General features: G+C 72.1%; 11 protein-coding genes. 4 read left to right on the forward strand and 7 right to left on the reverse strand.

The genetic code is table 11. The features are described from left to right. The 3 genes from CF165_RS52650 to CF165_RS16985 form a co-directional block, all read left to right on the forward strand. The coding region (locus CF165_RS52650) for a DUF8616 domain-containing protein (protein ID WP_500676262.1) at nt 1–2,310 on the forward strand (2,310 nt) is incomplete at its 5' end. Between the two features lie 27 nt (nt 2,311–2,337). Beyond that, entirely contained in the window at nt 2,338–3,198 is an 861-nt protein-coding gene (locus CF165_RS16980) for an immunity 49 family protein (protein ID WP_093948505.1), read from the forward strand. A gap of 29 nt (nt 3,199–3,227) precedes the next feature. Then, nucleotides 3,228–4,055 carry a ferredoxin gene (locus tag CF165_RS16985; protein ID WP_093948506.1) on the forward strand — a complete coding sequence of 276 codons (828 nt, stop codon included), beginning with the start codon at nt 3,228–3,230 and terminating at the stop codon, nt 4,053–4,055. On the opposite strand, the gene ilvA is transcribed toward CF165_RS16985, so the two are convergent. Then, nucleotides 4,052–5,254, reverse strand: coding sequence for a threonine ammonia-lyase (ilvA, locus tag CF165_RS16990; RefSeq protein WP_093948557.1), 1,203 nt, complete (start codon nt 5,252–5,254; stop codon nt 4,052–4,054). The genes CF165_RS16985 and ilvA overlap by 4 nt on opposite strands. Before the next feature lie 95 nt (nt 5,255–5,349). Between ilvA and CF165_RS16995 the strand changes: the two genes are divergently transcribed. Next, nucleotides 5,350–5,622: a hypothetical protein gene (locus CF165_RS16995; protein WP_093948507.1), complete on the forward strand. Its 273-nt coding sequence runs from the start codon at nt 5,350–5,352 to the stop codon at nt 5,620–5,622. 58 nt (nt 5,623–5,680) lie between these two features. Here the strand turns inward: CF165_RS16995 and CF165_RS17000 are convergent, their stop codons facing one another. The 6 genes from CF165_RS17000 to CF165_RS17025 all read right to left on the reverse strand — a co-directional run bounded on the left by CF165_RS17000 (nt 5,681) and on the right by CF165_RS17025 (nt 12,492). Continuing rightward, a complete protein-coding gene (locus CF165_RS17000) occupies nt 5,681–6,838 on the reverse strand; it encodes a cystathionine gamma-synthase (RefSeq protein WP_093948508.1) in 1,158 nt (385 codons plus the stop codon). A gap of 50 nt (nt 6,839–6,888) precedes the next feature. Next, nucleotides 6,889–7,335: a hypothetical protein gene (locus tag CF165_RS17005; protein WP_093948509.1), complete on the reverse strand. Its 447-nt coding sequence runs from the start codon at nt 7,333–7,335 to the stop codon at nt 6,889–6,891. Beyond that, nucleotides 7,336–7,788 (reverse strand): hypothetical protein, encoded by a 453-nt coding sequence (locus CF165_RS17010; RefSeq protein ID WP_093948558.1) that lies wholly within the window; start codon nt 7,786–7,788, stop codon nt 7,336–7,338. It abuts the gene before it with no gap. A gap of 346 nt (nt 7,789–8,134) precedes the next feature. After that, the gene (locus CF165_RS17015) at nt 8,135–9,646 is read right to left on the reverse strand and encodes a hypothetical protein (RefSeq protein WP_240521640.1); all 1,512 of its coding nucleotides are present in this window, start codon (nt 9,644–9,646) and stop codon (nt 8,135–8,137) included. Between the two features lie 190 nt (nt 9,647–9,836). After that, on the reverse strand, nt 9,837–11,207 hold the full coding sequence (locus tag CF165_RS17020; protein ID WP_093948559.1) for a cystathionine beta-synthase: 1,371 nt from the start codon (nt 11,205–11,207) through the stop codon (nt 9,837–9,839). 340 nt (nt 11,208–11,547) lie between these two features. After that, nucleotides 11,548–12,492: a pentapeptide repeat-containing protein gene (locus CF165_RS17025; protein ID WP_093948511.1), complete on the reverse strand. Its 945-nt coding sequence runs from the start codon at nt 12,490–12,492 to the stop codon at nt 11,548–11,550. Between the last annotated feature and the right edge of the window lie 44 nt (nt 12,493–12,536).

Raw genomic sequence — 12,536 nt, forward strand, 5'->3', positions numbered from 1 at the left:
GGCCCGTCGCCCACCCGCGGCGGCGACAACACTCCGTCCCACGCAGGCGACTCAAGCCCGTCTCCGGCCCGCGGCGGCGACAGCAGCCCGGCTCACTCCGGCTCACCAAGCCATGCCGACGGCGGCAACCCCGCGCACTCCGGGTCGGCGCCCGCGTCGCGGGCCGATGCGCCCGGCTCGCACGCCGGCGCCGACACCCCCAGCAGTGCCGCGCCGCCGCGGGCGGACGGGACCACCTCCGCCAGCGGCACCGCGCCCACCACTCCGCGGACCGGGGATCCCGGCACCCAGTTCCCGTCGCCGCGGGGTGGCGACGGCGCCGCCTCCGGCATCCCGCCGCAGGGTGGCCAGCCCATGATGGGCGGCGGCATGCCACCCGGTGGCGCACCCGGCGGCGGTTCGCCCCGCACCGGCGGTGGCGGCGGCTGGACCGGCACCCCGGGCAGTCCCGGGGCCCACACACCGCACGTCGACGCGCCCGGACGGCCTCGCACCGGCGGTGACCTGCCCCAAGGCCGCCCCCGCACGCCCGACGCCCCCGCGCCCGCTGCCCGCGGCTTCGGCCCCGGCACGCACGGCCCGGACACCCGCACCCCGGGCCCGGGCACCCGGCCCGGCGGCCCCGGACACAACGGCCCGGGCCACACCGGTCCCGGCGGCCCAGGACACAACGGTCCCGGCGGCCCGCACGACCCCGCGTCCGGGCACGGCCCGCACGAAAACGGCCCCCACGACCCGGACGGCACCCCGCCGCACCACGGTGACTCCGCGCCGCTCACCCCGGACGAGGTCAACGCGCGGCACGCCGAAAGCACCCCGTCGGGCAGCTCCTACCACGCCGGGGACCCCGAGATGGGCGATCTGCCGCACCGGGTGCGGCCGGACGCGGACGGGCGCTACACCGTCGACGTGCACGTCACCCCGGACGGGCACGCGCGGATCGGCAACCGGCTCTACACGCCGGAAGAGTTCGCCGACATCCTGCGCCGCAACGCCGACTACGACGGCCGCCCGATCCGCCTGATCGGGTGCGACGCCAGTTCCAACGACTTCGCGCACCGGCTGTCGCGTGAGCTGGACACCGAGGTCATGGCGCCGACCAAGCCCGCGTGGACCGACTCGCACGGCCGCGTCTTCTCCTCCGACTACGAAATCGGCCCGGACGGCCGGATGCGGCCGCGGATCCCGCCGGACGGCGAGTGGAACACCCACCACCCGGACGGCTCGGTGCACCCCGCCGGCGAGGACGGCTTCACCCCGGACACGCACGAGTCGCACAAGCACGACATCGACGCCGACGACGCCGTGGAACGCGGCCGCCGCCCGATTCCGGCCGAGCCGGTCGAGATCGAGACCCGGCAGCCGGCGGCGTCGATGAAGGAGAAGATCAACGACACCGACTACCGCAACAAGTACTACGACGGGCCGGACACCAACGGCGAGTTCAAGCGCAAGAACGCCGAGCAGTACGACCACAACGGCGAACGCGTCGAAAAGATCCGGGAAGACACGGACAAGGACCCGGGCGACCGGTTCGAGACGAAGTCCGACGACTACGTCCCCGCGCAGTACCGGGACGACATCCCGGAGGTCGAGCACAAGTCGACGCAGGCGCAGAAGGACCGGGCACAGCAGCTCATAGACGACCGGGCCGAGGCGAACGCGCACGCGCGGGACGTCGAGAAGGAGTACCGGGCGCACCGCGACGCCGAAACGCTGACCGACGAGCTGGAGGAACAGCGCGCCGCGGCGCACAAGGCCCGGACCGACTACGGCGAAGAACTCGGCGAGCACGCCGCGAGCGACGCGGTGGCCGACCGGTACCCGCCCGACCGGTACGACGTCAAGGAACTGCCCGACCCGGCGATCCACGGCGACGACACGCGTCCGGGCGGCGGGCAGAAGCCCGGCGCGGGCCGGTTCGACCAGATCTACGAGGTCACCGACCGGACGACCGGCGAGACGCGGCACGTGATCGTCGAGGCGAAAGGCCCGAACGCCGAACTCGGCACCCGAAAGGGCCTCGACGGGAAAACCAACTACGAACAGGGACACCCGCTTTACGTCGACAGCGTCATCGAAAACATGCGGAAGAACGGGACGCCCGCGGAACAAGCGCTCGCCGACGACCTGGAGATGGCGAAGGAGCTCGGCCAGCTCGACTATTCGGTGGCGAAGGCCAGGGTGCGTGAGGAAGTGGTGGTCGGAACCGATGGGCAGCCGGTCATCGAGAACGGGAAACCGGTGAAAAAGCCCGTGTACGGTGGCTACAACCTCAAGCACTTCGACATGAACGTCACGAGCCGATGAACGACGACAGGGGAAGAGACCGCAATCGTGCGTAGCGTCAGCAGGCACCCGGTCGACGAGGCGGCCGCCGAACAACGCGTCAAGGTCCTCGAGCAGGGATTCGGGAAACTCCCGAAGGTGATCGAGCAGAGCCCGCACTCGGGCGGCTTGCGCATGGCGATGACCCGCTCGCTCGAAGAGCTGGGGCTCCGCCTGATCGGCGACCCGCGGGCGGCCTGGCTCGACACGTGGGAGGCCACCGTGCACGCCATGCAGGCGGGCGCGGCCCTGTTCCTCGCGACGAGCCGGACCGAGGGCGAAATCGAGTTCCGGTTCGGCGAGGAAACCCTCCGCCGGCCGGCGGTCGGGCCGAACATGTACGGCAACGCCACGATGTGGCTGGACGCACTGTGGCTGGCCATGATCTGCCGGGAACGGCCGCGCATCGACCTGCTTTCCTCGATCCCGCAGGACCTGCTGCGCGCGTCCACGATCGAGTACGACGAGTTCGTCTACTCCTGGGTGGACGCGCTGCAGACGTACTGGACGCGGGGCGAGGGCCTCGTGGACCGGATCCTGGCCGCGATGGCGGGCACCGACCCGGCCGGGCTCCGGCAGCTCGACCCCGACGCCGTCCTCCAGCGCTACTACCCGCCGATCGAGATGTTCTACCACCTCACCCAGCGGGACGACGCCAAGTTCAACGACTCCCTCTACAACGCCCTGGAGCTGCACCGGCGCTACTGGTCCACGGAGGAAGAGCGGAACAGCCCGCAGGGGTACGTCGCGCTCGGGCCGCTGGCCATCGCCTGCCTGGCCCGCGACGTGGGCGTCACCATCGAGGTCGAGTCGGAGTACCTGCCCGCGAACCTCCTCACCGGCTCGTGGGTCGGCGAGCACTCGACGTGAGCCACCCGACGCCCGAAAGGATCCGGTAGATGACCCAGCCGCCGGGACCGGACCAGCAGCACGAGCTGGTCCGGCAGATCGGCGCGGTGCTGACGGCCCCCCTGCCGCCCGGGTGGCGGCAGGTGCGGATCGAGTACCGCGCCGCGGGCCGGCACGTCGAGACCGACCTGCTGGTGACCGGGCCGGACGGGGTGCCCCGGCCGGTGTCGCCGCACCCGGAAGCCGTGCGGCTGCTCGGCGTGCTGCGGTCGGGCATGTACCGGCCCGGCCTCGGCACCTGGCTGGGCGCGATCCTCGTGTTCGAACCGGGGCTGGAATCCCCCGACGCCGAGTTCGTGCGGCCGGACCTCGAACCGCCGTTCCGGCGGCCACCGCCACCGATCGGCTTCCAGGACGAGCTGCGGTTCTTCCCGCGGGCCGAGGAGCACATCCCCGGGTGGCTGCGGGAGCGCGCCGGGCTGACGCCGCTGGTCGCCGGCGGGGAAGTCCGCACACCGCGGATCTACGACGGCGTGGACGCGTCGGGGCGTCCGCTCATCCGCCGTCAGCCGCTCGCCCCGGCGGAGGCCGAACGGGTGCTGGCGTACCTCGACGCGGGCCCGGTCATCCTCGCTTCGCGCAGCAACGGCCCGGATGCGTTCGCGCCGGAGCGCACGGACGCGGTCCCGATGAACTTCCGCACCGACGGCGCCTGGGCCTGGCCCGGCGCGGTGGCGTACTACCTGCGTGAACACGGCGTGCCGCCGGACCCGGACCTCCTCGCCCACATCCGGGCCCGCCGTTTCACCGCCCCCGCCGACGTCCCGGAACCGGCCAGGGACCTGGCGCTGGCGGCGATCACCGGAGAGCTGAGCTAGACCACGGTGTAACCCGCGTTCGTCAGCGCGATCTCGAGCTCCTTGCAGTGCTCCGGGCCGCGGGTTTCCAGGGCCAGCTCGACGTCGGCCTCACCGAGGTCGAGGGTGCCGGAGATGCGCGAGTGCTCGACGTCGAGCACGTTCGCGCCCAGTTCGCTGACGCAGGACAGCACGCCGACCAGGGAGCCGGGACGGTCCGGGACCCGCAGCTTGAGTCGCAGGTAGCGGCCGCCCGCCGTCATGCCGTGCTGGATGATCCGCAGGAGCAGCACCGGGTCGACGTTGCCGCCGGAGAGGACGGCCACGACCGGCGGCTCGAACGCGCCCACGTGCTGCAGCAGCGCGGCGACCGACGCGGCACCGGCCGGCTCGACCACCAGTTTCCGCCGCTCCAGGCAGAGCAGCACCGCGCGGGACAGGGACTGTTCGGTCACCGTCACGACGTCGTCGACCAGCGATTCGACGTGGGCGAAGCTGACCAGGCCGGGCTCGCCGACGGCGATCCCGTCGGCCATGGTGGCGGTCTGCCCGAGCCGCACCGGCGCGCCCGCGGCCAGCGAGGGCGGGTAGGCCGCGGCCTCCTCCGCCTGGACGCCGACCACGCGGACGTCCGGGCGCAGCGCCTTCACCGCCGACGCGACCCCGCCGACCAGCCCGCCACCGCCGGTGGCGACCAGGACGGTCTTCACCCCCGGCACCTGCTCGAGGATCTCGAGGCCGACCGTGCCCTGGCCGGCGATGACGTCCGGGTGGTCGAAGGGGTGGATGAACACCGCCCCGGTCCGCTCGCCGAACTCGATCGCCGCAGCGAGGGTCTCCTCCAGCAGCGCGCCGTGGAGGTGGACGTCGGCGCCGTACCCGCGGGTCGCGGCGAGCTTCGGCAGCGGGGCCCGCAGCGGCATGAAGACGGTGGACCGGATGCCGAGCAGCGACGACGCCAGCGCGACGCCCTGCGCGTGGTTCCCGGCACTGGCCGCGACGACACCGCGCTCGCGCTCGTCCACGGTGAGGCCGTGGATGCGGGTGTAGGCGCCGCGGATCTTGAACGACCCCGTGCGCTGCAGGTTTTCGCACTTCAGGTGCACCGGGCCGCCGTGGAGCTTGCGCAGGTCGCGCGCGTGCTCCATCGGCGTCACCCGGGTCACTCCATTGAGGAGCTCCCGGGCGGCGCGGATCCGCTCGAGGGTGACGAGTTCCATGGCCGGGATGATGCCACTCAGGAACTCCACAGGTTGACCGGACCGCGAGCCGGGTACCCTGGGTCGCGTCAACACGCGGTAAACAAGGAGCAACCATGGCATCGGGGAACGACGCGAAGACGGCCCGAAGGGCTCGCGCCACCCGCTCCGCCGGCCTGCTCCCGCTCGTGATCGGCCTGGCGTCGGCGGCCGCGCTGACCGGCGCGGCGTACCTCACCGTGGACAGCGCCGGCTGCGGCGCCCCGGCCCAGTACATCCGCCACGACAGCCACGTCGAGCTGGTCGGCGGCTGCGTCGACGGCTCGAGCCTGCCGGCCGCCGGCACCCCGAAGAGCGGCGGCGTCGTGCACGGCAACTACAACCCCTGACCTGCGGAAACACGAAACGGCGCCGGAGTTCTCCGGCGCCGTTTCGTTGGTCCGGGTTTCAGCCCAAAGCGGCCAGCAGGTCCGCGACCAGGTCGCGGCCGTCCTCGATGCCGACCGAGAGGCGCAGCAGGTCGGCCGGGACCTGCAAGGTCGAGCCCGCCGTGCTCGCGTGGGTCATCTTGCCCGGGTGCTCGATCAGCGACTCGATGCCGCCGAGCGACTCGGCGAGGATGAACAGCTTCGTGCGCGACGCCACCTCCAGCGCCGCCTCCTCGCCGTCCACGTGGCTGAACGAGACCATCCCGCCGAAGCGGCGCATCTGCTTGGCCGCGATCTCGTGGCCGGGGTGCTCCGGCAGGCCCGGGTAGTAGACCTTCGCCACCTTGGGGTGGTTGACCAGCGCCTGCACGATGCGCTCGGCGTTGTCGCTGTGCCGGTCCATGCGCAGGGCGAGCGTCTTGATGCCGCGCAGGGTCAGCCAGGCGTCGAACGGCCCCGGCACCGCGCCCGCGGAGTTGCGCAGGAAGAAGAACTGCTCGCGCAGCTCGTCCTCGTTCGTGACGATCGCGCCGCCGACGACGTCGGAGTGGCCGCCGAGGTACTTCGTCGTCGAGTGCAGGACGATGTCCGCGCCCAGGGCCAGGGGGTTCTGCAGGTACGGGGTCGCGAACGTGTTGTCGACCACCAGGCGGGCGCCGGCCTCGTGCGCGGCACTGGCCAGCGCGGCGATGTCGGCGATGCCGAGCAAGGGGTTGGTCGGCGACTCGCACCAGATCAGCTTCGTCTCGGGCCGGATGGCCGCGCGCACCGCGTCGAGGTCGGCGAGATCGGCCACGGTGTGCTCGACGCCCCACAGGCTGAGCACCTTGTCGATCAGGCGGAACGTGCCGCCGTACGCGTCGTTGCCGAGCACGAGGTGGTCACCGGGGCGGAGGGTACTGCGCAGCACCACGTCGGACGCCGCCATGCCGGACGCGAAGGCCAGCGCGTGCCGGCCGCCTTCCAGCGAGGCCAGCGCCTCCTCCAGTGCCGACCGGGTCGGGTTCGCGGTGCGCGAGTACTCGTAGTCGCCCTCGCGGGTCCCGCCCACGCCGTCCTGCGCGTAGGTCGAGGTCTGGTAGATCGGCACGATCACGGCGCCGGTGCGGGGGTCGGGCTTCTGACCGGCGTGGATCGCGCGCGTCTCGAAACCCAGTACGGAGTAGTCGTCCACCATTGGGTCAGCGTACGGGCCGCTCCGAACATTCCCGTCAGGTGGGATGGATCTCAGTACCGCGTCCACCGGCGGGTGGCCGGCAGCGCCGCGAGCACCAGCAGGGCCACGAACGGCACCGCCACGACGATCCGGCGCGGCACCAGCGGGTCGATCCCCGTGGGACCGCCCACGAAGAAGAGGATGCGCTGGTAGATGAGCACCGTGCCGACGATCGGCGCGACCAGCGCGAGGACCGCGGACGCCAGGCACAGCACCCGGCCCGCCTCCACGCGCGCAAGCAACGAGACTCCGCCGAGCAGGAGCAGCAGGCCGACGACGGCGTCGGTGATCTGGCCGGGGACCAGCACGTCCGACTGGCCGTAGCCCAGGACGAGGCTCGCCCAGAAGATGCCCAGCAGGAACCACAGCCCGCCGATCAGGGCGAGGATCCCCGCGGCGACCGCGGTTCGCGCGCCGGGCTTCGGCGGGGCCGCGGGCAGCCTGGCCGTGACGTCCACTCACCAGCTCCGCGACGAGTACGCGCCCTGGCCGGACAGGACCGGCAGCGTGGGCGTGCGGTAGCGCAGGTAGCGGAACGTCGGCGGCAGGAACGCCAGCACCAGCACGAGCACCGCGAGCGCGGCGAGACCGACCCGGTCGGCCATGGCGAACCCGCCGTGGGTGAACATCGCGTCGGCGAACCGGGCCGGCGGCACCCCGACCGACAGCGGCTCGGTCAGCAGCGCGCCGACGGCCAGCAGCGCGCCCAGGCCCAGCAGGACCGCGCCCGCCGTCGCGCGGAACAGCGTCGCCAGCGAGCCCAGCAGCAGCACGAGGCCGGCGACGAGGTAGCCGGCGAGGTCCGCCAGGACCCAGCCGGGCAGCGCGCCGAGGCTGAATTCGGCGGGCATGTCGAGGAAGATCTTGACCGGCACGTATCCCGCCGCGACCGCGGCCGGCAATCCGAGCACCCCGGCGAGCACCGCCGTTACTCCGGATGGCCGAGCCGATGAATACGAATGCGAATGCGAGACCGGATATCCGTGCGGACCGGGCACAACTCCCCCATCGACGAGCGCGAGCGACGGCGCTCACCCTAGTCGGAATCGGCGGAAGCAGGCCGGAAAAAGAACGGAATTCGGCCGGACGGCGGAACCCAAGATCATTTATGTGCGGTAGTGGCAGAAATGCTGTCACGCGATCACGGCGCGTGCACTACCCAGCCCATTGTCCTTTTCGGACAATTGCGGATCCGGCCGTGAATGCAGCGTGCCCCGGAGCCGAATCGGCTCCGGGGCACGAATGCGCGTCTGGAGTTCACCACTGCTGTTGCTGCGGCGGCTGGCCCGGTTGGCCGAACCCGCCGCTCGGCGGGCCCTGCTGGCCCGGCGGCGTGCCCCAGCCCTGCGGCGGCTGCCCCGGCTGCTGCGGGTAGCCGTGCGGCGGCTGGCCCGGCTGCTGGCCGAAACCGCCCGGCTGCGGCGGCTGGCCCGGCTGCGGGAACCCACCGCTGGGGGGATTGGGTCCGCCCGGCTGGCCGTACCCCGGCGGGCCCGGCTGCGGGAACCCGCCGCTGGAAGGGTTGGGTCCGCCCGGCTGCCCGTACCCCGGCGGCGGGCCGTAACCCGGCTGCGGCTGGCCGAAGCCCTGGCCGGGCTGCTGCCCCGGCTGACCGAACCCGCCCTGCTGCTGCGGGCCGCCGAAACCCTGCTGCGGAGCGCCGAATCCTTGCTGCGGGCCACCGAAGCCCTGCGGCCCGCCCGGCGCGGCGCCGCCGCCACCGCCGAGGCCGACGAACGGCGCGGTCTGCGGGAGCAGCCCCAGCAGCCCGATCGCCAGCACGAAGACGCCGGCGATGAGGTAGAGCGCCTGGCCGTTGCCGAACTTCAGGTCGATGCCCCTCGGCAGGTCGATGCTGAGCTCGATCATGATCAGGATCCCGGCGAGCAGCAGCACGAAGCCACCGCCGGCCGCCAGGAAGGACGCGATCTTGTTCTTCAGGAACGTGAACACCGCCGCGGCGAGGGCCGCGAGCGCTCCCACCAGGGCGGCGATGTAGTAGATCGTCAGCAGCCCCGGGGAGATGTACCGCCCGGCGTCCTTCGCCGCCTGGATCTCCTGGTCGGTGGCCTTGCCGACCGCGTCGGTGTAGTCGCTGAAGTTCGAGTCGAACATGTCGACGAAGAAGAACACGAGCGCGAGCAGGCCGAAGACCGCCAGCAGGCCGACCGCGACGTAGCCGAACAGCTGTGCGTTGCCGCCCGAAGCCGGAGCGGCGCCGAAGGGCTGCTGGCCACCGAAACCCTGCTGCTGCTGCTGCGGGCCGCCGAACCCGGGACCGCCGAAGCCCTGCTGCGGCTGGCCGGGCTGCCCGAAGCCCGGCTGCTGGCCGTACCCGGCCTGCGGGGGCTGGCCGTAGCCGCCCTGCTGACCGAAGCCGCCCTGCTGCCGGCCGAACGCCGCGGCGGGGTTGTCGGCCGCGCTCGGCGGCGGGGTGTACGGGATCGCCGGGGGCTGCGAACCCGGCGGCACCAGCTGAGTGGACTCCGCGACGGGGCCGCCGACCGGGTGCACCATCTGGGTCGCGTTCGCGTCGACCGGCTGGACCACCTGGGTGGCGCCCGCTCCGCCGTCACCCGGCTGGACGACCTGCGTCGGCTCCGGCGTCTCCCCGAAGGGGGAACCGCTCGGCGGCTGGCCGGGCTGCACGACCTGGGTGGGTTCCGGGCTGCCGAACGGATCGTCCTGCTGCGGCTGGGGGCCACTCGGCGGGCCTTGAGGTGGCTGGCCGCCACCCCACGGCTGGTTCGGCGGCTGCGGTGCACTCATGTGGGTCTTGAACCCCCTTGACGAGGACGCGAAAGTGTTCTATTCACGTCCACGCTATCGGATCACCCGGCAGGGCGCTCGTAACGCCCCTGCCGGGTCCGCCGATATGGATCCTTCTGCGTAACAACCGGGGCTGCGCCCCGGGCCGGGGGCTCCGCCACCCGGAACCCCCGAAAAGCAGCAAGTTCGGTCAGCGACCGGCCAGGAACCCCAGCAGGTCGTGCCGCGTGACGACCCCGGCGGGCTTGCCGTCGACCAGGACGAGCGCGCCGTCGGCGCCTTCGAGTGCCTTCATCGCGGCACTCACCTGCTCGCCGCCGCCGATCGTCGGCAGCGGCGGGGACATGTGCTGCTCGAGCCGGTCGGCCAGCTGCGCCTTGCCGGTGAACAGCGCGTCGAGCAGGTCGCGCTCGTTGACCGCGCCGACGACCTCGGCGGCCATCACCGGCGGCTCCGCGCTGACCACGGGCATCTGGCTGACGCCGAACTCGGAGAGGATCGCGATGGCCTCGGCGACCGTCTCGTTCGGGTGCGAGTGCACCAGGGACGGCAGCGAGCCGCTCTTCTTCGTGAGCACGTCGGCGACCGTCGCGCCCGAGGAGTCCGGCGGCAGGAAGCCGTAGGAGGACATCCAGGTGTCGTTGAACACCTTCGTCAGGTAGCCGCGGCCGCCGTCGGGCAGCAGCACGACCACGACGTCGTCCTCGGTGAGCCGCTCGGCGAGCTTCAGCGCGGCGGCGACGGCCATCCCGCAGGAGCCGCCGACCAGCAGGCCCTCCTCCAGCGCGAGCCGCCGCGTGGTTTCGAAGGAGTCGGCGTCGGAGACGGCGATGATCTCGTCGGCGATGTTCCGGTCGTAGGTGTCCGGCCAGAAGTCCTCGCCGACGCCTTCGACCAGGTACGGGCGCCCGCTGCCGCCGGAGTAGACCGAGCCTTCCGGGTCGGCGCCGACCACGCGCACGCCGCCGTCGCTGACCTCCTTGAGGTACTTGCCGGTGCCGGAGATCGTGCCGCCGGTGCCGACGCCCGCGACGAAGTGGGTGATCTTCCCGGCCGTCTGCTTCCACAGCTCGGGGCCGGTGGAGAGGTAGTGGCTCTCGGGGTTCTGCGGGTTGGCGTACTGGTTGGGCTTCCAGGCACCGTCGATCTCGCGGACCAGCCGGTCGGAGACGTTGTAGTAGGAGTCGGGGTGCTCGGGCGCCACCGCCGTCGGGCACACCACGACGCGGGCGCCGTAGGCCTTGAGCACGTTGCGCTTGTCCTCGCTGACCTTGTCCGGGCAGACGAACACGCACTGGTAGCCCTTGCGCTGGGCGACCATGGCCAGGCCGACGCCGGTGTTGCCGGACGTCGGTTCCACGATCGTGCCGCCGGGGCGCAGCTCGCCGGAGCGCTCCGCCGCTTCGATCATGCGCAGCGCGATCCGGTCCTTGACCGAGCCACCCGGGTTCAGGTACTCGACCTTGGCCAGCACGAGCGGCTTGAGCCCCTTGGTCAACGAGTTCAGCTTGACCAGGGGGGTGTTGCCCACGAGGTCTGCGATGTGCTCTGCGTACTCCACGGACACCAGCCTAAACGGCCCACCGGTGGCGTTGTCCACTCGCGGGTGGCCCGGGTCCGGGCGGTCGTCCGGGTGCGCGTCGGGAGCGACGGGTCGCGAGCGCGGGGTCGGACCGCCCGGCGGAGACCGGAGGCGGCCACCAAGCCGCGCGTCTACGCCGGTGCCGGCCCGAGGGCCGCCGCACGCTGAGCCGTCATCCCGTCCCGGAGCTCCCGCCCGGTGCCGGGCACCGTGCGACAACCCGTCCGCAGGATCAGGGGCGCCCAGTAGGCGGCCCGCCGGCTCAACATCGCCTGTTCACCTCCGCTCGGAATGGCGATCTGGCATCAATGAGACGATCCTATCGACGCGCCGGTTGCCCCGGATCGTCCTTTCGAGTCAATTGCGCGCGATCCGGCCGGTCGGCGATCGGGCGTTCCTCCCAGCCGGGCGGCCAGCTCCGGGGAAATCCTCGCACCGCTTCGGAACCGGCGAGCCGGGCGGCGGACTTCGTCCCGAAATCGGCCGGACCAGCGAAAACGGCGTCGTTGAAGGATTCGCAACCGCCGATGAAAATCGTTCCGCGGAAATCGGCGCGGTCTTCGAAGCTCGCCTTGTTGAAGTCGGCTTTGGTACGGAATTCGGTGCCGCGGAAGGTCGTCAGCTCGGAGAACTTCGTCTCGTAGCAGGTGATCGACCGGATCGAGCAGTGCGTGAGGGTGAACGCGACGAGCGTCGCCCCGGAGAAGTCGAGGTCGATGTCCGGCCAGAAGCCTTCGTTCGGCTTCTCGGCGGACCCGGGACGCAGGTGCAGCAGCAGGATGCGCTGGGCGGTCTTGCGGACCTGCAGCTCCTCGAGGTTCTCGTCGGCGTTCTCGAACGGCATCCGCAGGTAGGCGCAGAGGACGTTGACGATCGTCTGCCGGTGCTCTTCGTACCCGCCGGCGAGCCGTTCGAGGGCGTACAGGCCGGCGAGGCGGACCGGCGCCTTGTCGCTGCCGAGCTGGTCGGCGGCCTTGCCGTAGATCTCGGTGACCCGGCGCTCGGTGGCGTCGTGGTCCTTCTGCACGAGGTCGAGCTCGGCCGAGCGCTGGCGCCGAGCGGCGAGCAGCAGAGCGGCGGCGCCCCCGGTACCGACGACGATGTTGGCGGCGGTGCGCAGGGCGTCCAGCCGGGCGGAGTCCTCCGGGCGGCCGCCGCCCAGGAGGGCCAGGAGCAGGGTCGCGGCGACCGCGGCCACCACCAGCAGCCCGGCACTCCACAGCAGGATGGTTCTCGTCCGCAGCACGCCGTCCTCGGTCCCCACCCGGCTGATCCTGCCAGCTCCGGGCGCCGGGGATCCCGCGAACG

The organism is Amycolatopsis vastitatis (assembly GCF_002234595.1).
Lineage (GTDB): Bacteria > Actinomycetota > Actinomycetes > Mycobacteriales > Pseudonocardiaceae > Amycolatopsis > Amycolatopsis vastitatis.